Source organism: Myroides sp. A21 (assembly GCF_000807225.1).
In the GTDB taxonomy this organism is placed as follows: domain Bacteria; phylum Bacteroidota; class Bacteroidia; order Flavobacteriales; family Flavobacteriaceae; genus Flavobacterium; species Flavobacterium odoratimimum.
Map to the genome: position 1 here is coordinate 3,296,302 of NZ_CP010327.1, position 24,561 is coordinate 3,320,862.

At 31.5% G+C, this 24,561-nt stretch carries 22 protein-coding genes and 1 other RNA gene; 6 read left to right on the forward strand and 17 right to left on the reverse strand.

Going from position 1 to position 24,561, the window contains the following annotated elements; all coding sequences use genetic code 11:
* Positions 1–396 precede the first annotated feature (396 nt).
* Complete coding sequence (locus MYRA21_RS14720) at positions 397–1,503, reverse strand: AraC family transcriptional regulator (protein WP_006261264.1); 1,107 nt, start codon at positions 1,501–1,503, stop codon at positions 397–399.
* Between the two features lie 47 nt (positions 1,504–1,550).
* Positions 1,551–2,126 carry a hypothetical protein gene (locus MYRA21_RS14725; RefSeq protein WP_006260367.1) on the reverse strand — a complete coding sequence of 192 codons (576 nt, stop codon included), beginning with the start codon at positions 2,124–2,126 and terminating at the stop codon, positions 1,551–1,553.
* Between the two features lie 704 nt (positions 2,127–2,830).
* On the opposite strand from MYRA21_RS14725, the gene MYRA21_RS14730 reads away from it, so the two are divergent.
* Complete coding sequence (locus MYRA21_RS14730; protein WP_006260368.1) at positions 2,831–3,184, forward strand: hypothetical protein; 354 nt, start codon at positions 2,831–2,833, stop codon at positions 3,182–3,184.
* Positions 3,171–4,157, forward strand: a complete 987-nt coding sequence (locus MYRA21_RS14735; protein WP_006260369.1) for a transposase — start codon at positions 3,171–3,173, stop codon at positions 4,155–4,157. The genes MYRA21_RS14730 and MYRA21_RS14735 overlap by 14 nt, the downstream gene beginning before the upstream one ends.
* 99 nt (positions 4,158–4,256) lie before the next feature.
* On the opposite strand, the gene ssrA is transcribed toward MYRA21_RS14735, so the two are convergent.
* Positions 4,257–4,655: a transfer-messenger RNA gene (ssrA, locus tag MYRA21_RS18805) on the reverse strand.
* Positions 4,656–4,875: 220 nt separating this feature from the next.
* Between ssrA and MYRA21_RS14740 the strand changes: the two genes are divergently transcribed.
* A complete protein-coding gene (locus MYRA21_RS14740; RefSeq protein ID WP_039329595.1) occupies positions 4,876–6,099 on the forward strand; it encodes an NAD(P)-dependent oxidoreductase in 1,224 nt (407 codons plus the stop codon).
* Positions 6,100–6,210: 111 nt separating this feature from the next.
* A complete protein-coding gene (locus MYRA21_RS14745; protein ID WP_039328002.1) occupies positions 6,211–7,191 on the forward strand; it encodes an IS30 family transposase in 981 nt (326 codons plus the stop codon).
* A 64-nt stretch (positions 7,192–7,255) separates the two neighbouring features.
* Here MYRA21_RS14745 and MYRA21_RS14750 read toward each other — a convergent pair whose 3' ends face one another.
* From MYRA21_RS14750 to MYRA21_RS14765, 4 genes are all read right to left on the reverse strand, one after another.
* Complete coding sequence (locus MYRA21_RS14750; RefSeq protein WP_006260371.1) at positions 7,256–8,791, reverse strand: serine hydrolase domain-containing protein; 1,536 nt, start codon at positions 8,789–8,791, stop codon at positions 7,256–7,258.
* Positions 8,792–9,111: 320 nt separating this feature from the next.
* Complete coding sequence (locus MYRA21_RS14755; protein ID WP_006263629.1) at positions 9,112–9,960, reverse strand: aldo/keto reductase; 849 nt, start codon at positions 9,958–9,960, stop codon at positions 9,112–9,114.
* Positions 9,961–10,283: 323 nt separating this feature from the next.
* The gene (locus MYRA21_RS14760) at positions 10,284–11,084 is read right to left on the reverse strand and encodes a helix-turn-helix domain-containing protein (protein WP_006260373.1); all 801 of its coding nucleotides are present in this window, start codon (positions 11,082–11,084) and stop codon (positions 10,284–10,286) included.
* A 73-nt stretch (positions 11,085–11,157) separates the two neighbouring features.
* Positions 11,158–12,279, reverse strand: coding sequence for a hypothetical protein (locus MYRA21_RS14765; RefSeq protein ID WP_006260374.1), 1,122 nt, complete (start codon positions 12,277–12,279; stop codon positions 11,158–11,160).
* A 101-nt stretch (positions 12,280–12,380) separates the two neighbouring features.
* On the opposite strand from MYRA21_RS14765, the gene MYRA21_RS14770 reads away from it, so the two are divergent.
* Positions 12,381–12,857 (forward strand): GNAT family N-acetyltransferase, encoded by a 477-nt coding sequence (locus tag MYRA21_RS14770; protein ID WP_006260375.1) that lies wholly within the window; start codon positions 12,381–12,383, stop codon positions 12,855–12,857.
* A 425-nt stretch (positions 12,858–13,282) separates the two neighbouring features.
* Positions 13,283–13,453, forward strand: coding sequence for a hypothetical protein (locus tag MYRA21_RS19185; protein WP_006260376.1), 171 nt, complete (start codon positions 13,283–13,285; stop codon positions 13,451–13,453).
* A gap of 121 nt (positions 13,454–13,574) precedes the next feature.
* Here MYRA21_RS19185 and MYRA21_RS14775 read toward each other — a convergent pair whose 3' ends face one another.
* The 10 genes from MYRA21_RS14775 to cysD all read right to left on the reverse strand — a co-directional run bounded on the left by MYRA21_RS14775 (position 13,575) and on the right by cysD (position 24,557).
* Complete coding sequence (locus MYRA21_RS14775; RefSeq protein WP_006260377.1) at positions 13,575–13,979, reverse strand: hypothetical protein; 405 nt, start codon at positions 13,977–13,979, stop codon at positions 13,575–13,577.
* 337 nt (positions 13,980–14,316) lie between these two features.
* On the reverse strand, positions 14,317–14,718 hold the full coding sequence (locus MYRA21_RS14780) for a RidA family protein (protein WP_006260378.1): 402 nt from the start codon (positions 14,716–14,718) through the stop codon (positions 14,317–14,319).
* A 95-nt stretch (positions 14,719–14,813) separates the two neighbouring features.
* Entirely contained in the window at positions 14,814–16,259 is a 1,446-nt protein-coding gene (locus tag MYRA21_RS14785) for a TSUP family transporter (RefSeq protein ID WP_006260379.1), read from the reverse strand.
* 243 nt (positions 16,260–16,502) lie between these two features.
* Complete coding sequence (locus tag MYRA21_RS14790) at positions 16,503–18,146, reverse strand: NADPH-dependent assimilatory sulfite reductase hemoprotein subunit (protein ID WP_006260380.1); 1,644 nt, start codon at positions 18,144–18,146, stop codon at positions 16,503–16,505.
* A gap of 11 nt (positions 18,147–18,157) precedes the next feature.
* Positions 18,158–19,846 (reverse strand): sulfite reductase flavoprotein subunit alpha, encoded by a 1,689-nt coding sequence (locus MYRA21_RS14795; protein WP_039329596.1) that lies wholly within the window; start codon positions 19,844–19,846, stop codon positions 18,158–18,160.
* Positions 19,836–20,648 carry a uroporphyrinogen-III C-methyltransferase gene (cobA, locus tag MYRA21_RS14800; RefSeq protein ID WP_006260382.1) on the reverse strand — a complete coding sequence of 271 codons (813 nt, stop codon included), beginning with the start codon at positions 20,646–20,648 and terminating at the stop codon, positions 19,836–19,838. The genes MYRA21_RS14795 and cobA overlap by 11 nt, the downstream gene beginning before the upstream one ends.
* Positions 20,649–20,660: 12 nt before the next feature.
* The gene (gene cysK, locus MYRA21_RS14805; protein WP_006260383.1) at positions 20,661–21,572 is read right to left on the reverse strand and encodes a cysteine synthase A; all 912 of its coding nucleotides are present in this window, start codon (positions 21,570–21,572) and stop codon (positions 20,661–20,663) included.
* Between the two features lie 28 nt (positions 21,573–21,600).
* Entirely contained in the window at positions 21,601–22,383 is a 783-nt protein-coding gene (locus tag MYRA21_RS14810; protein WP_006260384.1) for a serine O-acetyltransferase, read from the reverse strand.
* 16 nt (positions 22,384–22,399) lie between these two features.
* Positions 22,400–23,635, reverse strand: a complete 1,236-nt coding sequence (locus MYRA21_RS14815) for a sulfate adenylyltransferase subunit 1 (protein WP_006260385.1) — start codon at positions 23,633–23,635, stop codon at positions 22,400–22,402.
* Between the two features lie 19 nt (positions 23,636–23,654).
* Positions 23,655–24,557 carry a sulfate adenylyltransferase subunit CysD gene (gene cysD / locus MYRA21_RS14820; protein ID WP_006260386.1) on the reverse strand — a complete coding sequence of 301 codons (903 nt, stop codon included), beginning with the start codon at positions 24,555–24,557 and terminating at the stop codon, positions 23,655–23,657.
* Positions 24,558–24,561 lie beyond the last annotated feature (4 nt).

Sequence of the window (24,561 nt, forward strand, 5' to 3'; positions counted from 1 at the left end):
TATGAAATATCCTTTTAAAAAAAACATAGTCAAAACTACTATTACTCAACGTTAAATACGGTATATAATAATCGCAATACGTGACTAACAAAGAGTTGTATCGCATATTTAACACACCTGTTTTTTTATGATACTTTATTAATATTATAAAATTAATTAGTTGAAATCAGATAAAATAGGGCTTAGAGTATATCAAGATATGTAAGTAAAACAAAATCGATAGCACAAAATACCTAAGTAAAAAAGGACATAATAGGTATTATTAAATCGATATAAAATAATTATTATTTAATAATATTTCATTTTGAAACAATTTTATTAGAATTTGAAACAAAATTCAAGTACTATTTTATCAAAAAAACAAAGATTAAACTTCAAACTATTCTAAATTGTAGTTTATTTCTTCAATAACTCTGAAGGAGGAAAACCATAAACATTTACAAAAGACCTATAAAATGTTACTCTTGAGTTAAAACCTGATAGCAAAGCCCATTTCTCTATACTCAATTCCTCATGATTATAATCATGTAAAGTAATAACAGCATATTCAATCCTAATACGATTTATATACTGATTAAAATTAGAGGCCTCACTACTTTTAAAAAAAGAAGATAGTCTAGTCTTAGGGATATTAGTGACCTTAGATAGCCTATTTAAACTTAAATTAGGATCTAAAAATAAACGATTTTCAATCAGTTTTTCATTTAATACTAAACTTATATATTGAAAATCATCTTCTTTATTCTCTTCAGTCACATCTTCCTCTTTTACAGTTTCTACAATTCCCTCTTTTTCCTCATCTATATCAACACATTCATATTCTACTTCCACTACACTAATCTTTAAGTCTATAGTAGAAGGCTGTAAGCTTAGTAGTTTATTAGTATTCTTTACTTTTATATTTAATAGTTTACCTATTAAATAGATACAACTAGAAATAATAAGAATTAAAGTACAACCTAGATAAATAAACAAAGGGTTTACATCAAAACCTCTTTCTTTAAAATCTGGTAACATCATAATAGATTCAAAAAAGAAAACTATGAGAAAAACAACTATAATACTCTCATTTCTTATAAGTACAGAAGTCTGCACAAGAAGATAGTAACATACTAAAACATATAAAACTCCAAGAATAACACTAACAATAGCACTGTAATAATTAAATATCTTTATCTGTTCTATCTCTTCACTTATATAATAGGAATAGCCAATAATATAGATAAATGATAATAAGCTGACAATGTATTGTAAATAAAACAAGTACTTTGATCGATCAAATAGTACATAGAAAAAAATAGGTCCATTAAATAAATTTAATAAAATGGATATACAAAAGAATTCAGCTGTAGAAAGATAATTGTAAAGTAGCCCAACCAAAAAGTTAATAGACAATAAAATGCTAACTTCTACTAATCTTTTTTCATATTGGACAAAGAGTTTAATTCTCTTTATCAAAACAATATAAACAACAGCTATAACAAGGAATATAAAATAAAACATATAATAAATTATTGTAACTAATCTTATTTTTTAATAGATAACCTACATTAAAATACTCTTGTTGAATTATTTTCTTTTTTATACGAAATAAAATAGATTAAAATGCTAATAATAAATACTGTAAAAGCTATAATCTCAATTAAAATTGATGATTTAGCAGCAAATACTTCTAAGTCTTCAATATAATATTTAAGTATAAAGACTTGAGAAACTAAAAAAATTACTTTAAGAGTAAACAAGAAGAAAACAACATTTAATAACTCTCTAAAACCAATAAAAAGATTGAGAATATTAGCTTTATTAATCAAAACAAATAAACTAAAGATTACTGTATAAAATATAAAAACAGTAAATTCTAACCATGGTTGAAAGTTTAAAAAAAAAGTAAAACAAACAAGTGCATTTAATATTAAGAGCATTTTAACTTCATGTCCAAACACATTCTTATTTTTCTTAGCATAAACATTTAGTATAATGAAAAGAGAAATAAAAGGTAAGAAACTAAACTTGCTGTCTTGTTTTATAAGTTTAAATAAACCAATAGATAAAGCAGCTAGTGAATAAACTAAATTTATAAAAATCAAACTAAATCTAGTCTTAAAAAATATAAGTTCGTTTTTCATAAAATCTCTTTTTAATAGCACTACAAAGTATGTGAATTTTACACAAAAAACATTAAGAATAATCGCATTTAATGAATTAAATATTTTATATACACATATTTTTCCTTATAAATATCTTAAAAAAGTAGATTAAAAAAAACATTATATATTTAATAGAATAAATCCTTAAAATAAAACCACATTGAAATAAGGAAAAAACTATAAAAGTGTAAATAATGTTAATTTAATTTTTTAACATATCTCTATCTACTTGTAACTACACAATCAGATGATCCTAATAAATTGAAACGTTATAGAATGTACTAAAAGTGACTATATACAACATCTATTAACTAAAAATAATCCATATCAGAAAAAGATCATGTATCAAGTATGATAGTTGTAAAAAATATAATTCATAATAATGATACAAACTTAACTTGAACATTAAATCATACATACTTTTTAATGAGCTTAAATTATACTAACTCTGTAAGAAAAAATAAGTTCAATCTAATTTCTGATCTTATAAAATAGTATTGTATAATCTTTAGGTACTAGTTTAAACAATTCATCATTCTATATCCGAAACTCTTTAAGTTTATAAGTAATTCAAATATGATATCTTTTAATAAAATTGGTTAAACATTTAAAATAAATCTAATATCTAAAATGGATCAACGTTAAAAGTTGGGGAGGAAAGTGTAAAATAATATCTTTGTGCTATGATGGATAGCCAAGAAATACTAAAACTAATCTTACCTACTTACTTAGTAGAACACTTCAATATTACTAAAGTAGAAGAATTAGAGACCAAACTACATATCTACTTTGAAGAGAAGAATGATTACGGAAATCAATGTGCTGAAAGACAGCTTATTTCTAAAGGTTTCCATAGTATGATTACTATTGAAGACTTCCCGTTACGAGGTAAATCAGTTAAACTACACGTACAACGTCGTCGTTGGACAGATAAACAAACAGGAGAAATTATATCACGTGATTGGAATATCATCGCAGAAGGAACACGAATGACTACAGAGTTTTCGGAGTTCTTAAAAAAAATTGGCCGATACTAAAGTACTTAGCTGTAAGGCTATTGGTGAATTATTTGGGGTTAAAGGAGAGAAGTTTCAACGCCAATACAAACATAAAACTAGTGGTTTCAAACAATGGGATCAACAAGAACATGCACAAGACTGGCTACTCTACCCAGAAAATATAACTAATCAGTTGTCCATAGACGAAGTATGTTTATCTATGGGAGAATTGTACACTATACTGACTTCTAAAGCAGGTAAAGGTCAGAAAAAGACCATTGTAGCGATAGTTAAAGGAACAAAATCAGATACTGTAATAAAGCATCTATCTAAACTACCTAAAAAACTTAGAGATAAAGTTACCGAGATTACTTTAGATATGGCAGGGGCTATGAAACAGATAGCTAAGAAGTGCTTCCCTAAAGCTGTGCAAGTAATTGATCGTTTTCATGTACAAAAGCTTGTAAGTGAAGCTGTACAAGATATTAGAATAAAATATAGATGGGCTGAGCTTGACGCTGAGAACACTGCTGTTTTAAAGGCTAAGGAAGAAGGCATTATATATAATCCTGAAATACTTAGTAATGGAGATACTAAGAAACAACTTTTAGTTCGCTCACGTTCTCTACTTTATAAAAACCAAATTAATTGGACATCTGACCAACAAGAAAGAGCTAAGGTACTATTTGAATTATACCCAGAGATCAAACAAGCCTATCTACTTGCTAATAACCTTAGACAGATATATAATCTACAAATAGATAAAGAAATAGCTATGACTAAGCTAGCTCATTGGTTTAATGATATTGAAAAAGCTTCACTCAAACACTTTAGTACTGTTTTAAAGACTTTTAATGTACACTATAACGAAATCATCAATTACTTTATTAATAGAAGTACAAATGCTTCTGCGGAATCATTTAATGCCAAAATTAAATACTTCCGTATGATGTATAGAGGTGTTAGGGATAAGAAGTTTTTCCTTTTTAGATTAACTAGACTTTTTGCCTAGTCCCCAACTTTTGTCACTGATCCTCTAAAATACAGTTTTTAGTATCTATTGAATACAAAAAAAGCCTAACTATTTAAAAGTAAATAGTTAGGCTTTTTTCTGTGGAGTCGCCGAGAATCGAACTCGGGTCCAAACAAGCAATCAGGAAGCTTTCTACACGCTTAGTTTTTTATTAGATTTTCGACCGTTGGCTTGGCAAAAAACAGCCACCAAAAGCTTAGTTCCTAAGATTTCGAAATGCTAGCGAAACAATAGACATCTCTAGGTTTACTTTACGGTTCCCCTTAACAAAGCGCCATAAACCAAGGCTCTTTAGGAGAATTCAGCTCTTCCACCTGGTGGAAACTAAAGGCAATCTTACTATAATTCAGATTAAGCAGCTAAAGCGTAGTTATTTTCGCCGTTTAAAAAGTTCGTTAGATGATATTTACGAGCAATCTAACAACGCTCGACGTGCTTACTAACTAATTCCACTCGCTGTCAATACCGATCGACCCCAATGATTGCCTTAGTTAGCAATGAAATGCAAAAGTACAATTTATTTTTAAAAAATCAAACAAATACTATTTCTTCCTCTTAGAATATTCACATACTGTATTTTATTCGTCAATACTTATTAAAAACTGTATATAATTCTAAAATTATGATTCAAAATAGTTGTGTGAGTCCGAAATAATTCTATATTTGAAAAACCAACCAAAAAACAAACAAACAAATTATGAAATTAGGAATTATTAAGGAGCGTAAATCGCCTCCTGATAGGAGAGTTGTGCTTTGTCCTAAGCAGGTAAAAAAAGCTTTAGACAAATATAACGAGCTGTCTATTAAGATAGAACATTCAGACATTAGAATTTTTAAAGATGAAAACTATGCTTCTGAAGGATTAGAACTATCAAGTGATATGACAGACTGTGATCTTCTCCTTGGGGTAAAAGAAATTCCTGTTGATTACCTTATACCAAATAAAACTTATGTCTTTTTTTCGCACACAATAAAAAAACAAGAACATAATCGCAAGCTCTTACAAGCTTGTTTAGAAAAGAACATTACATTAATGGATCACGAGACATTTGTAGACGGAAAAAACACTAGAATTATTGGCTTTGGTAGATATGCAGGTATAGTAGGTGCATACAATACGCTAAGAGGCTTTGGGTTAAAATATGAATTATTCGAATTAGCCAAGGCTGAAACCTTACTTCACAAAGAAGATTTAATCTATCGATTAAAAAAACAGTACTTCCCTCCTATTAAGATAGTTGTAACTGGAACTGGAAAGGTAGCACATGGTATTATGGAAATACTAGACGGGATGAAAATGAAGAAGGTTTCTAAAGAACACTTCTTAACCCAAAAGTATGATAGACCTGTATACACACAGATAGGTGTTGAAGACTATTACAAAAGAATAGATGGGACTGAAGGAAACAAACAAGATTTTTATGACCATCCTGAACTATACACTAGTGACTTCGATAGATTTACTCGTGTAGCAGATATCCTGATGACTGGGCACTTCTTTAAAAAAGGAGCTCCTGTTATCTTGACAAAAGAGATGCTAAATTCTCCTTTTAATCAAATTAAAGTAATTGGTGATATCTCATGCGATGTAGATCATGGCCCTATAGCCTCTACATTGAAAGCATCTACTATAGCAGAGCCATTCTATGGATATCATCCAGGGAAAGGTACAGAAGTAGAATTTGACCATCCTGCAGCAATAACAGTGATGGCTATTGATAATTTGCCTTGTGAATTACCAAAAGATGCTAGTGAAGGATTTGGTGAAGTATTTGTAGAACAAGTATTACCTGCCTTCTTTAATGGAGATAAAGATAAAATACTAGAAAGAGCTACTATTACTAAAGGTGGTAAACTAACAGATAGATTTAGTTATTTACAAGACTTCGTAGATAATAAAGAACTTAGATTCAACAAATAAATGCAACAGCATTTAAAAGAACAGCGGGGAACATTTGCCCCATGGGGCAAATGTTCCCCGCTGTTGGCGAAAAAAAACATCTACTTTTGAAGTTCCTACACAATCAAAAAGATGTCACATTTAACGTTAGAACAAAGATACAAAATAGAAGCATATAAAAATTTAGGTAGATCACTTAGTGAAATAGGTGATTATATAGGCAAAGACAGATCAGTTGTTAGCAGAGAGCTTAAACGTAATTCAGATGGTAGAAACGGTGTTTATAAAGCCGATCTTGCTCAAAAAAAGACAACACTTCGTCATAAAGAAAAACCTAAGCATAAACGCTTAAATAAAAGTGTCAAAGCAACCATTTTGTCGCTGCTCAATAAAGATTATAGCCCTGAACAAATAGTAGGAAGATGTAAAATAGAGAAGATAGAAATGGTTTCAGTAGAATGTATTTATCAGTTTATTTGGAAGGATAAAAAGCAAGGAGGAAAGCTTTATAAGCATCTACGAAATAAAGGGAAAAAATATCGTAAAAGAGGAAGCAATAAAGATAGTAGAGGGGTAATATCGAACAGATTAGATATAGATGAAAGACCTGGTATTGTTGACAAAAAAGAAAGAATAGGAGACTTAGAAATTGATTTGATAATAGGAAAAAATCATAATGGAGCCTTATTAACTATTAACGATAGAGCCACAGGGATTTTACTAATGGGGAAGGTTGAATCTAAACAAGCTCATGCGATAGAGGCTAAAACAATAGAGCTATTAAAGGATTACAAACCTCTTCTACATACAATCACTTCTGATAATGGAAAAGAGTTTGCAAACCATCAAAATATAGCTAATGCGTTACAGATTGCCTATTATTTTGCAAAACCTTATCACAGTTGGGAAAGAGGCGCTAATGAAAATTTAAATGGTTTAGTCAGACAATATTTCCCGAAAATGAGTAACTTCGATTTAATTACACAACAACAAATAGATAGAGTTGTAAATATTTTAAACAATAGACCAAGAAAGAGATTTGGTTTTAAATCGCCTAATGAAGTTTTTGCAGATAAATTAGACAAAATAGCAACTGTTGCATTTATAACTTGAATTCACGGAATAAATAGGAAAGGCTATCAGAATAATGATAGCCTTTTTTAGTAAAGAATACTTTTTATTTAAGTAATTGTATTTTAATTAGCATTTCTTGTGCATTCTTATTCTCAGCATCTAGCTCTAGTGATTTCTTATAACTTAATAAAGACATTTTATAATCCTTCATTAGAAAGTAAGCTTCTCCTAAGCTATCGTATAAATTAGCATTATTAGTATCATACTGAATCGCTAATTCAAATACCTTTATTGCCTTATCAATCTCTTTTCTCTTCAGAAAGTTATATCCTAAATTATTTAAATAGAATGACCCTGAGAGATAATGTTCTTTATCTGCTTTTAACGTTTTATACTTCTCTAAAGCTAAACTAAAGTTATTTTTAAACTCTTTTTCTAGCAGGGATACTAGGTTTATCTTAGGATAAGTAATTAATGCTGTTTCTATTTTATTATACAATTCTAACCAATCATCTTGTGCAGCATCCGAAGTATTATTCATCATTATTATCATTCCATAACGTGAATCTGGACAAACAAGAATACCACTTTGTACCCCTATTGACGTTCCTGTCTTTCCATAATAAGCACCTTCCTTCAGACCGTATCCCACATCCCAGAAATATCCTTTATCATCACCGTCTTCTTCTTCTTTAAATAATAATCGAGAGGCTTCCTTTATAAAAGGTTGATTGCTTTGTAACTGAAACTTCATAAACTTAGTTAAGTCAGGTAAACTACTTATCATACCATATGATCCACCTAATAGAGGATTTCTTAGTAAAGGAGCTACTTCCCCATTTTCGTTATAACTTATGGCTAATTGTTTCTTATACCTATCATACTCATTTAAAGAAGTCTGCTTCAAGTTAAGCTCATCCAGCAACTCCTGTAATAGCTCTTTATAAGGCTTGTGATATACCTGCTCTAAAATATAAGTAACTAATTCTGGTCCTACTGAGTTATAGTCGTAGAATGTACCTGGTTTCTTATCTAATTTGACTGTTTTTAATTCTTCTAATAGATCAGACATCGTATAACTAAATGGTCTATTTTCATAATATCCCTCTCTCGTCTTCTTATATATTTCATCTAACTCTTTAGGAGCTCTATCTTGAAGCCCCAAAGTATGTGTTACTAAATTCTGAATGGTAATAGGAGTTCCTTCAAACTGCAAATTTGGATAATCTCCTTTTAAATAAGTTCTGATATCATCATTTAGTGTAATCTTTTGCTCTAGAACCGCTTTAGCGACTAAAGAGCCTGCAAAAACTTTAGAAATAGAAGCAATCTCATAGAGTGTATTATCACTAGGTCGTTGTTTGGACTCTTTATCTAATTCTCCATAATACTGCTGATAAACCTCTCCATCTCTATAAATGGCAATCGCTAATGAGTTGACATTACCTTTCTGAAGAGTGCTCTCAGCATATTGATTTATGATCAGACATAGTTCTTTAAAAGATTTATCTACTCCCTTTTCTTGTGATAATTGTTGAATATTATAGTATTTCCCATTTCTATCTTTATATACATCATTTGCCATTCCTGTAAAAGAAATAAACAAAAACGATAATGGAATAATTAATTTATAGTTCATATTAAGAAGGATTAGGTACTTATATTTTAAAGCACTATAATACGATTTATTTTTTATTAACTAACAAATAATCACTCCTTTCCCCTTCATATAGAACGAACAAAGCCTATAAACACACTCTGTGCCTATAGGCTTTGTTTAACCCAGATTAAGCGATAGACATATAAACGAAAAGTAATTATACAAAATAGCTCTGAATTTAAGAAAAAAGCATACAGTAGTATGGTTTTAGAACAAATGAAAGAGATATGAAGTAGAATTGCTTTGCAGTATTTGGCTAATGCTTAATCTGGGTTTAAAATACTTGATTCGTTTTGATATTAAACTACATAGTCAGGCCATTCATTAGGCACTTCACCACTGAATCCCATTTTAGGTAAATTATTTATTTGATCCATATCTTGATCACTTAACTCAAAATCAAAAATATTCATATTATCAATAATTCTTTCTAGAGTATTAGACTTCGGTATTGCTATTGTATTATGTTGTAAACACCATCTTAAACATACCTGAGAGATTGACTTATTATGTTTCTTTGCAATACTGATTAACACCTCATTATTAAACACTTTACCTCTAGCTAATGGTGACCAGGCTTCTATGACAATATTTTTCTTTTCGCAATATGCTTTTAATTCTGGCTGCCAATACCCTGGATGAAATTCTAACTGATTAATAGCAGGGATAACTTTAGCCGTTTCTAATAAAGCCTCTAAGTGCTCTTCCCAAAAGTTACTTACTCCTATTGATTTTATTTTACCTGCAGCTTGTAATTCTTCCATAGCACGCCAAGTATCTGCATTCACTTTTTTCCAATCATCACCGAAGTTTTTATAATTAGCTGGCCAGTGAATTAAATAAAGATCGATATAATCAAGACCTAGTTTCTCTAACGAAATATCAAGTGCCTTTTTAGTCTCTTCATATCCCATATTCTCTCTCCATACTTTTGTAGTCACAAAGATATCTTCTCTAGGAACACCACTCTCTTTTATACCTTGCCCTACTTCTTCTTCATTCTGATATATAGCAGCTGTATCTAGTAAGCGATATCCTTTATCTAAAGCATTTTTTACTGCTAAAACCCCTTCTGTTTTAGTTGCTTTGTAAGTTCCAAATCCGATTGACGGAATTAGATTCCCATCATTAAGTTTTATTTTATTCATCATGTTTTCTTTTAAATAAATTATTCCAAGTGAACTCCTCTAAAGATAATATAAAAAGTCTTTTTTCGGAAAAACAGAAATTAACTTTAGAAGTAAGATAGGTATATCTTTATAGGTCAATTATAAGGTGCCATTCTTATAAATGACGCTGTGAATATTCACTATAAATTACTTCAATTTATATCTCTAGGTAGTTTTAAAAATTGGAATTATGTAAAAGTAAAGGACTGTATTTTTAACCAATTATAAAATGGATATTAAACAGAATTTAATGGATTATTATAAGATACTCCTCCATATCTAATACTTAGACGAATACAAGTTTATTCCTCTGATTTAAATAGAGGGAAGTTAATCAATTGTTCATCAGAGGATTTTATAAATTCCTTTGGGCTAACCCCTGTAAACTCTTTAAACTCCCTTATATAATGAGATTGATCATAATAATCACTCTGATAAGAAAGTGTCGTTAAGTTCTTAAACTTACTCTCTCTTAACAAATCAAGGCTAGACTGAAATCGCATAATTCTTGAAAACAACTTAGGAGACATTCCTATATATTGTTTTACAAGCCGTTCTAATGTTTTCTCAGAAATATTTATTTCATCTTGTATTTCTTTTAATGATTTTCCCTTTTGTAATAATAGAGAGATATAATCTATCTTTTTATTCTCAAATCTATTATACTGAATCTGCTCTAGAAGAAAAGAAGATAATAAACCTATTTTCTCCTCAATAGTATCCGTGTGTACTAGTTGTTCTAAAAGCGTATTAGGGACAATGTCTTCTAAGGCTATATTTTTATTACTAAATTCAATAGCATCATATTTAAATAACGCCTTTAAAGCTGTAGGTTCTAGATATGCTCCGATTATCCTAAAACTCCCCTCTACACTCTGATCTGTAAACTGACTAAACTGTCCATAGACATAGAGTTGTGGAGCTACTTGATGATATTGATCTAAAAATAAGTTAGGCCTATCTTGATAGATTAAAGTGGGTATACCATCAGGAAGTATCTTAAAAGTTTGTTTTTCTGCCTTATCATTTGAGTTTTCTAATACCCAAAAATAACGGACATAATCTCGTAAGGGCAATATTGGGAGGATCTCTCGATAATGCATAACTAAATCTTATTATTACATCAAAGATACTATATTTTTAGACCTTTAATTTCTTCTTTTATATCAAAGTAATTTATAAGAATTTTTCACTCTCCGTCAACTCAGGAATATAGATTAAAAAATCATTCCCTTTTACAATTCTTAGTAAAGTCTGATCTCCTATTTTTAGTTTGCCTTGAGAAATTGCTTTTTGCAAAGGCTTAAGATCAAAACAATACCAATCATTAGTAGTCACAACACCTAAGAAAGAACTGTATAATTTAAGATCATCCATAGTTTCAGCTGCAGTCTTTCCTATCAGTATTATGTGTAGAGATGTTCTAAAGTTAGCGTCTTCTATATTAAATACTAGATTACCTATATCATATATCTCCATTAAACTTTCTCCTTTAGGGGTATGAACTGCTCCAAACTTAAAAAGGTTTTTCTTACTTGACCAATGTGGAAGTTCTTCTAGTAATTGATGCTTCATTACTTGTATTCTTAAGTGATGTTTACCTCCTAAATAAATCTCTCTACTTAACTTTATTGCTTCTAGGTGCTCTTGCTCCTTTGAAGATAGTTTAGTATTAAGTAATAGATTACTCTTTTCTATAAAATCTTCTGAAAATAGATAGGTATCCTCTTCTAAAGCTAATTTATTTGATGTATCTAACATGTGAGAAAGAACTTTAGCAGTCTCTTTATTCTTTGTCTGCTCTTTTAAATAAGAGATAATCAACCTATCAGCATCTAAATAAACTTGTTCTAAACCATATGTTCTTATCCCTTTTTCAACAATTTTTTTATAGAGATAGAAGTCCTTTTTTCTCTCTAAAAATGAAAAAGTAGAACTGTACTCCTTAATAAATTGCTCAAGTTTCTTTTGAGATAATGTCTTAATCTTATTTTCGATAATACCATTTGAATAAGGATCTATCTCCTGAAAGTAGATATCAAATTTAACTGCATCAATTACAGCATTGACAAAATAAGGTACCTCATTTGTAAAGTGAGTTTCCCCAATCAATACAGAATTAGCTTTGCTCATTTCCGTTACTAAAGCATGCCAACCTTGTCCTTTAAAAGACTCTTTCTCAGCTTCTATATTAAAAGTTGAATAGTTCTTTAATATAATACTATCCATTAATTGTTCTTGGCTAAAAATAGCATTAGTCAAAAAAAAGCAGACTACTATAAATAAATACTTTTTCATTTATATTCTTATATACTCATAAAGAAAACGTTTTCCTCTTAAACTAACAATAAAAAAACAAAAATATTATTCTAAATTGCTTGGCTTAAATTGACAAGAATATGATAACGATACAACCTTATGATCCTAAATACTTTGATGAACTAACTTCTTATGAATTAGACGAGCAACAAGCTACGTTTGCTCTTGTGCCAAAGTATATGCTGACTAATCCTGATATTATGGAGAATACAATGCGTACTCAATATTGTATCTTATCTGATGATACCCCAGTAGGCCTATTCTCTTTAGACCTATCTGATGATCGTTTGATATATACAGAGAATAAAGATTCTATTTTACTACGCGCATTATCTATCATGCCTAATCAACAGGGCAAAGGAATAGCTAAAGTTACTATGCTTCTATTACCTGACTTAGTAAGAGAATATTATCCTACTGTAAATGAAATAGTCTTTGGGGTTAACTATGAGAACGCTCTCGCTTATAATCTATACTTAAAAACGGGTTATGAAGATTCTGGAAGAACGTATCAAGGCATTAAAGGCCCTCAACACTGTATGACTAAAAGTATATAGCCTTTTAAAAACTATACAGTTCTAGTAGGTCGAGACAACTTTTCATAGCAGTGAGTCCGTAGTGAGTCCGTTATGAGTCCGTACTCACTCCGTTAAATATGCTATTTTAACGGAGTCATTACAGACTTAATGCTGACAGAGTATAAACCTATTTACAATTAGATCCAATCAGAAGTACATAAGCTATAGGATAACTAAAAAAGAGCTAACTTGTTTAATTAATAAGCTAGCCATTATCCCTTTATTGAATACTAAAAAGTAAATTATTTCTTTTAAATTTAATTTAGAACACTAGTCGCCTTAAAAAGTAATTTATAGTTTATTTCTTTCTTTTAAAGGTGATTTTTATTGTCTATTTAGCTAAAAAAAGAAGAGCAATACTCTTCTTTTCTTCTTAATTTTGCTTTCAAACTAAAAGAGAACACATGAAAGTTAAAGACAAAGTAGTCGATATAGAAACCAATGAAGAGTACATTATCAAAGATATTATAGAGAAAAATAAGTTTATACCTGAGGACTTATACAAGCTTATTTCTGTAACTACGAAGAAAGAAATTCAAGTTTTTAAAAGTACTTTTGAAACTAGTTTTAAATAACCTTTTAAAGGTTATTGTCACTTTTATAAACCAAAAAATCCTACAAACGCTATTGTCTGTAGGATTTTTTATGGACTATAAAAACAACCTCAAGTGACTTATTAGATATTAAATCTAATGGTTACTTATTTACTATTAGTAATTTTTCATTTGCTAATACTAATGCCTCTTCTGCAGTAGAGACTACAAAAAGTTCATGCCCCCAATACTTAAAGAAAATCTCTTTAAAGTCTATTGCTACTTGGCGTTTTTCTTCATTAGGTTCTACTTGTATCATGGCTAATACATTATTGCGTAGTTGCTCTCTATTCTTTTTCATCCACAGGTTCATTTTCTTCATGTGATCCTTGTTACTCTTAGTATCCTTTACATCAGGTGCGCTCACCTCATTAATCATAACAAATTTTTTACCTGTTTTTAGTAATGCTTCATAGTCATTAAAATACTGATCTTGATCATGTCCTTCATTGACAGATTGAATAATTACTTTTACTATAGGGAATTGCTTTGCATCTAATTGACTCATAAATTTTATTGGTCGCAGACGGTAGTTAAAACTATGCACTTTAGTGCATTTAGCTTTCAGCTTCTAAAAACCTTTCACAATATTGGTTGTTGTTATTTGTGAATTGGTTATCTAGTGCATTCTGAAATTACGATATTTTAAAAGTTAGTTTTAAGTAAAACTACTAAGTTCTGTATTTCCACACAGGCAGACTTTAGTCTGCTTTAACAAACTATGGACTTTCAGTCCATAGTGGTTTATTTTTTGTAAAGGACTCCTTTTATGGTCAAATGAAAAATGGACATTCAAAAGAAATAGATGGATTATTCGAAGCACTTTATCTATTTCTTCTAATAGATTAGACCTTAGCTGCCCAAATCTCGATCTCCAAATCAATCTCAGGAAGTCCTAAAGCTGAGATATAAGCTACAGTCATAGAAGGATTTCCAGTTTTAAAGAACTCCCTCCATACGCTATCAAAATAATCCCAATCAATCTCTTTAGTTGCCCAAATATTAACTTTTATAATATCAACCTCTGTTAGGTTTTGGCTTTCTAACAAGGCAGCAATATTGCTAAACGTATTGTCTACTTGTTGATTAAAGTCAATTGGTATCACACCATTACCGTCAGTACCTATCTGTCCAGAGAAAGTATAAATAGTTGCATTTTTAGGCACAATAGTGATATGTGAATAATTCCCTACTGGTCTTGATAACGTTGTTGGAGTAGTTCTAACTACTTTTTGAATGTCTTGCATGGTTTTATTATTAAATATTCTAGTGCAAAACTAGACTAGGAGTTACAAGTAAAATTGTATAAAACCGACAAGTCTATTGTTCTTTCTTACTCATCCTATATAAACTTAATGACTATTCTTAAACTAGCTACAAAAACCAATAATCCTACACAGATATAAGAGATGCGTTTAGGCATTCTACCAGCTAGCCTTGCTGCTAAAGGAGCTGCAAATACCCCTCCTAAAGCTAAGCCTAAGAAGATATACCAATAACCGAATCCCAACTTCGAAAAGAAAACCATAGAAGCAGCAAAAGTTACAAAGAACTCCGCTAAGGATACTGTCCCTACGACATATCTAGTAGGTCTTCCTTTAGTTAGAAGCGTAGAAGTAACTATAGGCCCCCAGCCTCCTCCTCCAAAAGCATCAAAGAAACCTCCTGAAAAGCCTAGAAAACCAACGTATTTGACTTTCTTTCTGATTACTGAGTTTCTTAACGCTAAACTAATTAACCTAATAGCAATAATCATTAAGTATAATGCTACAAATGGATAAGCGATATACTCATACTCACTACCAATATAGATCACAAACAACGACCCTAAAATAGCCCCTACTACTCCAGGAATACTCAGCCAGAGCAGTAGTTTCTTATTTACATTTTTAAACTTGTAGTGTGTGTATCCAGATACTGCACTAGAAAACATCTCTGCAGTATGAATGCTCCCTGATATAGTGGGAAGACTTAGCCCCATAGCCATCATAGCTGAGGCTGAAGTCATTCCATATCCCAATCCTAATGCACCATCAACTATCTGTGCTAAAAATCCAATAATGAAAACATAGTAAAACTCTGAAGGCATACTCGCTAAGCCAGCTTGAATATCATGAAACGTAATAACATTAGATAAAGCATATCCCAATACAAAAACTAACACAAGAGTAGTGAGTCTAAAGATTTTAGAAAAAAGTTGTTTTCTCTCATAATTACGATTGGTCATAACGGATGTTACTCGATTTAAACTATTGAGCTTTTCTCTTAGATTTCCTTTGTGACGTGCTCTATACTGATTTAAATGTTCTATACTATCGCTTACATTATCAGGCACTTCTTCTTCTAAATACTCTCTCATTCTACGAGCCAATACAGGTGATTGACCATTAGTAGATATGGCTATCTTTAGTTGTCCTTTGGTTACGATAGACCCAAGATAAAAATCACATAAGTCTGGCTGATCAGCTGCATTGACTAATAATCCCTTACTATTGGCTAAAGCTTTTATTTCTTGATTTAAGCCAGTATTATTCGTCGCTATTACTACTAAGTCCATTTGATACAAATCTTCTATTAGAAAGCTTCTATGCTTCAATATTAGATTAGCATGGGTGGTTTTTAATTCAAAGAATTCAGGTTTAAAATCAATAGAAACAACCGTAATATGAGTTAGTTCATTTTGTTTTAGCAATGTTTTTGTTTTCTCTAAACCAACATTACCTCCTCCTACAATTAAAAAATTGGAATGAGTCGTTTTTAGAAATATTGGGAATAATGTGTTTTTCATAATCTATTATATTACAACCCTTTAACTATAAAATCATATACTTAAAGAATAAAAAAAGAGATATAAGTCCCTCAGGACCAATCTGGCAGATTGATCTACAATTTGTTTTACAATGTTTAATAGTGATTAAACTACTCTGAGATAAAGTAGCTCTTATAGTTCCTTAGAACAGGAAAGAAGTAATAAAAATGCAACAGACTTTCATTGAATAATTGTTTTGTGGTGGTAGTTTTAGTTTATTTTTTAAGCAAAGAATTTTCTATAGGTAAAGTCCCCAAAAGTTTCTTTAGCTAAAGCTTCTTCTTTGTATTGGCCAAATAAATTATCTAAATGCGATAAGATCTCTTCTTCTTTTATCTTTTTCTTATATAGTTGATTTAATCGAGTACCATATCGGTCTCCTCCTAGCATAAGATTATACTCTTGTGAACCAGTACCTACAAAGCCTATCTCAGCTAAATATGAACGACCACAACCATTAGGACATCCTGTCATTCGAATACTAATCTCTTCTTCACCTAGATTATGTTTAGCTAGTAATGGTTCAACTTTAGAAATTAGCTCTGGTAAATAACGCTGTGCCTCAGCTAAAGCTAATGGACAAGTTGGTAATGCCACACATGACATAGAACTCTCTCTTAGTTTTGAATTTCTCAATTCTATTGCGTGTTCTACCAATAACTTCTCTACTAACCATTTGTCTTCTTCTTCAATTTCTCCAAGTATTAAATTCTGATTACAAGTAAATTTAAAATCGGAAACGGCTAGTTTAGATAAATTATATAAGAACTCTTTTTGATAAGTTTGTACTACACCATTCTCAACAAATAAAGTATAATACCATTTACCATCATGAGCTTGCTGCCATCCATATCTATCATTACGCTCTGTAAATTCATACGCTCTAGCTGGTTGAAGCTGTACTCCTGCTCTATGTTCTAGTTCCTTGACAAAGTTCTCTACTCCTAATCTGTCAAGAGTATATTTTAGACGAGCAAGCTTTCTGTCTGAACGATTTCCATAATCTCGTTGTATAGTCAATACTTCATAAATCAACTTCATCGTATCTTCTTCATTGTCAGAAAAGCCTATAACAGTAGCTAATCTTGAATAGGTTTGCTCATTGCCATGTGTTGTAGATAATCCACCTCCTATAGCAATGTTAAACCCAATCAATCTATCGTCTTCAACGATAGCAATAAGCCCAATATCATTAGCAAATACATCTACATCATTCGTTGGTGGAATTGCAATGGCTATTTTAAATTTCCTTGGAAGGTACTTGTCCTGATATAAAGGATCAGCTTCAATAGATCGATCATAAATCTTTTCGTTATCTATCCATACTTCATAATAAGACTGTGTCTTAGGCAAGAGCATTTTAGATATCTTATCTGCATAATGATGAATTTGCTCAAAAACAGGTGAAACTTGTGGATGAGAACTACAGATTACATTTCTATTGACATCACCACATGCAGCAATAGCATCTAGTTTAGCAAGAAGAAAACCTTGTATTGTATCACTTAATTGGTGCTTTAATAATCCATGTAACTGTATAGTTTGTCTAGTTGTTATCTTTAATACACCTGTACCATATAGTTCTGATATTTCATGTATAGCCAGCCATTGCTTCGCAGAGATTACTCCTCCTGGTATGCGAAGTCTAATCATGAAAGAATACAGCTTATCTAGTTTCTTTTCTGCTCTCTCTTGTCGTCTATCTCTATCGTCTTGGACATACATTCCATGAAACTTAATTAAAGCTTCATCATCAGGCCTTACATTCCCTGTATAATTATCTTTTAAGCTCTGTGCTAACGTACCTCGTAAGCCGTCGCTTTTTTCTTTTATCCCTTCTATAGGAGATAGTTTATCTTGATTCATTTCGTCTTTTTTTAATACACATCTTTTCTATATTGTCCACTTAAAAACATTTCTTCTAAATACTCTTCAGCCGCTTTAAAAGAAGTGTTTTGTTGCTCCATAATGATTTCAACAAGTACACGTTCAACATCTTCACTCATAGGAGACTTCTGCCCACAAACATAAATTATAGCACCTGATTCTATCCAGTCCCACACTTCAATAGCTCTTTCTCTTAGCCTATCCTGAACATATATTTTATGCTTTTGATCTCTAGAGAAAGCAGTATCTAGGTTTGTTAAAACACCACTTTCTAACCATTGTTGTATTTCTGTCTGATAGTAAAAATCACATACAAAGTGCTGTTCTCCAAAGAATAACCAATTGCGTCCTTCTGCTCCACTTGTATCTCTATGTTCAATAAAACCTCTGAATGGTGCAATACCAGTTCCTGGTCCTATCATAATAATATCCTTATTAGAATCAGGTAAATAAAACTCACTATTTCTATGAATATAGAATGAGAGTTCTTGTCCAACCTCTAATTCAGAAAAATAAGAAGAACACAACCCTTGTTTCTTTTCTGCTCCTACCAAGAACTGATCTAAAGCTATAGTTAAGTGTACTTCATCCTCATGAGCTAAATTAGAAGACGAAATAGAATAAAGCCTTGGTACAATCGGCTGTAGAATCGCTTTTATCCCATCTAGTTCTATTGACTTTCTATTAGTATAGATTTCTAAAAGGTCCAATAAGTCAATCCTATCTTCAATAATATCTACTCCTAAATAAGTTGATAACTTATTTATTACCCCTTTTGTAAGCCCTGTAATGCTCACCCCCTCTAACTCTTCATATCTACTCTCTTCGCCCAATAACTTAGCTATACTTATCATTGTACCTAGCTTATTGGGAGGGTAAACCCCTATGGCATCTCCTGGCTGATAGTCTATAGTGATATCACTGCGAATTTCTAGGTGATAGGTTTGTTTATTAGACTCTCTATCGTTCAATAATACATTGTGACTAACTACCCCTTGATACTCCTTTTTTACATTAGGTTTTTCTACTGTAATCTGTGCATTAATGTCTTTATGATTTCCTTCTTTTACAATACTCCCTCTAGATTTCTCTATAGTATCTAAGACTGTTTTAAACCACGTAGCAGTATATTCTTTATAATCTACATCTAACTTTTTTAGAGGTAAAATAGATTGCGCTCCTTGTTGAAGTAATAATTTATCTAGATCTTCTCCTGCTTTACAGAAAAGAGGATAAGAAGAATCTCCTAACGCTAATAAACAATACCTTACGTTACTCAATTCAAGTTTTACTTTAGATAAGGAATCAAAGAATTTCTGAGCAGAAAGAGGTGGTTCTCCTTCCCCTTGTGTACTACAAATAAGAATGATAAAATCTTCTTTACTCAAATCTTCAACTTTATATGTAGCTAAGTCTAAACTCTTAGCTTGTAACTTATTCTGTTTGCAAAGCTTTAGAAGTTCTAGTGCTACTTTCTTACTATTTCCTGTTTCACTTCCATAAAGAATAAGAGGCTTCACTGATACTTTTGAACTTTGATTAACAGCAATTGGATTACTTGGCTGTATCTCATTTTGGGCTAACAAGCCTGAGAGGTAACCATTAAACCAGATTAGTTCTTCTCGCGAATAGTTTTCAACCTGCTTCTGTAAACTTGTTATTTTTTGATCAAATTGCATATTGAAACTCTTTTATATGATTATCAAAATAAGAATAGTATTCTCCTTCTTTTATTTCTTCTTTCCAAGCAAATTGCTCATGTAATTCAACTACTTTACCCACAATAAATAAAGTTGGTACATACTCAAAGGCAATCAGCTCTTTTTCCATAATATCTCTAAAAGAATATACAGTTGTCTTCTGATAGATAGTACTTGCCTGTTGAATAATAGCAATTCCTTTCTCTGACGCTATCCCTTGTGATAGCAAGGCTTGTACTAAATACTTCAGCTTTTGCCCACTCATATAGAATACTAGTGTATCCTCTGTCTTTGCCCAATCTCTCCAAGTATCTTGTTCTATACTAATCGTATCAAATAAAGTCAAGAAACGAACTGCACGACTATATCCTCTACTAGTCAAAGGAATAGCACTATAAGCTGCTGCACCTAATGCTGCAGAAATGCCTGGGATAATCTCATATTTTATTCTATTTTCTTTTAATACTCGCAATTCATCAAGAATATTAGAAAATATAGAAACATCTCCTCCCTTTAATCTAAGTACAGTCATTCCTAATTTAGCATACGAAACCATTAACTCATTAATCTCTTGCTGTGGTGTATGTATCCCTTTAGAACACTGTTTACCTACGTAAATAACCTTTGTCGTCTTATTGACATACAGTTCGATAAGCTCAGGCGAGACTAAACGATCTATCAGAATTATATCTGCCGTTTTTAAATACCGAAGTGCCTTCAGACTTATTAACTCAGGATCTCCTGGACCAGCACCTGCTAGTATAACTTTTCCACTATTCATCACAATCAAGAATTAAAATAGCCCCTCTACTGATAAGTAGCGTTCTCCATTATCATAGTTAAATGTCAATATCTTAGCACCATCTTCTATAGAAGGCAATAATTTTGTAATAGCTGCCAATGATGCTCCTGTAGAGATTCCTACTAGTAAACCTTCTTTTTTAGCAACTTCTTTTACTACTTCAAATGCTTCTTCTTTTGAAATCTTTACAACCTTATCTATTAAATTAAAATCTAATATTTCTGGAATAAAGCCTGCCCCAATCCCCTGTATAGTATGTGGTCCAGAAGGTTCTCCACTTAATACAGCAGAAGTATCAGGTTCTACAGCAATCACTTTCAGATTGGGATATTTCTCTTTTAATACTTTAGATACCCCCGTAATATGCCCTCCTGTTCCGACTCCTGTCACTAAATAATCTAATCCTTCAGGAAAATCTTGAATAATTTCTAATGCAGTTGTTCTACTGTGAATATCTACGTTCACAGGGTTATTAAATTGTCTTGGTGACCATGCATTAGGAATTTCTTGAACTAATTCGGTTGCTTTTTCAATAGCTCCTTTCATTCCTTTTTCTCGTGGAGTTAATTCAAATTTAGCTCCATATATCTCCATCAATTTTCTTCGCTCTACACTCATTGACTCGGGCATAACTAAAATAACATCATATCCCTTAACAGCTCCTACCAGAGCAAGTCCTATTCCTGTATTTCCAGATGTTGGTTCTATAATAACACTTCCTGGTTTTAACAAACCTTGCTTCTCAGCATCTTCTATCATTGCCAAGGCAATACGATCTTTAATACTTCCTCCTGGATTTGTTTTTTCAAGCTTTATCCAAGTTTGTTTTGATCCTGGAAAGAATCTATTTAATCCTATAATTGGAGTATTTCCAATTGTTCCTAAAATACTTTCTACTTTCATTTTATATTCTCTTTGGTTTTTAATTTGGTTACTTTATTATTATTTCATTTATTCTTATGCGATATTGACTATCTAATTCTACATTGGAATTAGCTTCAATAGAGCTTGGTATATGAAGATTTGGTCCTATCCTTGATCCTTTACCAATCGTTATGGCTTTTCCTGTAATAGAAACTCTTTCTCGTATTACAACATTATCTTCAATCACAATAGATTCCTTTAAACACAAATCTAATATCTGTCTATGTTCTCCTAAGATTACTCCTTGGTGTATTCTTACATTATTTCCTATAACTACTGTACTCCCTATCACAACTCCTAAACCATTGATAAGTATTAATTGTTTACCTATTTTTGCAAATGGACTAATATCTATTCCCGTAAGACGGTATCCATATCGATTAGCTATCTGAGGCAAAACAGTTATCCCTAGATCAATAAATACCTGTGAGACCCTATAGAGATACATCGCTAAAAAACCTGAGTTAAAAGCTATTATTTCTGATTTAGACTGAACAGACTTATCATAACTCATATATCCCTCTAAATCAGACTCTAATAATTTATACAACGTTTCTACTTGATTAAAAAACAGTTGTGCTTTAAGACCTGCTTTATCTTTAGTAATAACTCTTTGTAATACCACTTCCAGTTCAAGACACAAAGTCTGTTCTTCAGCTAAAAAACAAGCAAACGATTCATAGTTATAATTGGTAAACAACCAATTATAGAATCGATCTAACCAAGTTTCAAATAGCTCTTTATTAGGTACTCTATTCTTTATTGTCTTGTTATATATGTAGTCCCTCATACTTGTAAAAAGTAGTTTACAAGAACATTAAAGCCCCTACAGTATTATAAGAGGTCTCGTCTACTAGAATAGCATTCCCTGTTTTAGAATTTTCTACAAAAGGATCATAGTTTAATGCTTGATTGGTTTGTAGGCTAACTTGTGCGATATCGTTTAAGCTCACCTCTTCACCTATGTTAAACTCAAGAGTATTTATATCCCACTTTCTATCTATCGATTTGATTTTAACTCGAACACTGTGAAAACGATGTTGTAAAATATACGTTTTACCTAATTGCAGATCTTCTGTATCTAACCAACTTATCCAAGAAGTAAGCTTATTCGTTGCTAAAGGTGCTTTTTGTTCTTCTAAATAAATTGTATCTCCCCTGCTAATATCCAGATCTGCATCAAAATGCATTACAACATTATCACCTGCTATAACATTAGATACATCTCTAAGATTCTTCTCTAACTTTGTGATAGTTGTAGAAATATTACTTGGAAGTATTCTTACCCTATCTCCTACTTTATATTGACCACTTAATACTAAGCCTGCATACCCTCTATAATCTAAATACTCCTTCGTCTGAGGTCTAATAATAAATTGTACTTGAAAACGAGCTTCATTTCTCAATTGGCTTTCTATATGAATGGTCTCTAAGACCTCTAACAAGGTTTTACCCGTATACCAAGGAGTTAGTGATGAAGACTTTACAATATTATCTCCTTGTAGAGCACTAATAGGGATATAAACAACTTCTGTAAAGGTTAATTGACTTCTTAATACTTCAAAGTCTGACTTAATCTCCTCATAAATACCTTCGTTATAGTCTACTAAATCAATTTTATTGATTGCTACAACGACTTTTTTAATTCCCATCAGAGAAGCGATTGAAGCATGACGTTTGGTCTGTTCTGTAATTCCTTTTCTGATATCAATTAATAGGATAATCAAATCGGATACAGATGCCGCAGTAATCATATTTTTAGTATACTGCTGATGTCCAGGAGAATCTGCTATAATAAACTTTCTATTAACTGTAGAAAAGTATTTATATGCTACATCTATTGTAATACCTTGTTCACGTTCTGCTCTTAATCCATCAGTAATTAAAGCTAGGTCAATCGTTTCTTCTCCTATATCTGATTTACTTGCTAAAACGCCTAAATGATCTGTTGAGATACTATTAGAATCATACAGTAATCTACCAATTAAAGTACTTTTCCCATCATCTACATTCCCTGCTGTTATAAATTTTAATGTTTCCATTTTACTTTATTTACTACAATTAAAAATATCCTTTCTTCTTTCTGTCTTCCATAGCTGATTCAGATAATAAATCATCTAATCTAGTCTGTCCTCTCTCGCTTATTCTTGAGTTTTTTATATCCTCAATAATATCGTCTACTGTTATAGCATTAGAAGCTATTGCTGCTGTACAAGTCATATCTCCTACAGTGCGATAACGCACAGATGATTTGACTACTTTTTCTCCTTCAACAGCTGGAGTAAAACTAGAAAGAGCTATTAATTTATCATTGTACTCAATACATTCACGTTCATGAGCAAAGTACAATCCTGGCAATTCAATATCATTTGCTTTAATATAATTCCAGATATCTAGCTCTGTCCAATTACTAATAGGAAATACTCTGGTATTATGCCCTGTCTGCATATTCCCATTGACAATATCCCAAAGCTCAGGTCTTTGGAGCTTAGGATCCCATTGACCAAAATCGTCTCTTAGAGAAAATATCCTTTCTTTTGCCCTAGCTTTTTCCTCATCTCTTCTTGCCCCACCTATGCATGCATCAAATTCATGCTCTTGAATAGTATCTAATAAAGTATAAGCTTGTAGTGAGTTTCTAGAAGGAAAACGACCTTGTGTTTCCTTTAATTTGTACTTTCTAATACTATCTTCTACACTTCCTACTATTAGTTTTTCTCCTATTTGGTCCACTAACTTATCCCTAAATGCAATAGCCTCAGGAAAATTATGTCCTGTATCAATATGGACTAATGGAAAAGGAAATTTACCTGGTCTAAATGCTTTTAGTGCCAGGTGAACCAAGACAATAGAGTCTTTTCCTCCAGAGAACAACAAGGCTGGTTTCTCAAATTGAGCAGCTGTTTCTCTCAAAATATAAATTGCCTCTTGTTCTAAAGTTTCTAAATAATTGTTTTCTATCATATCT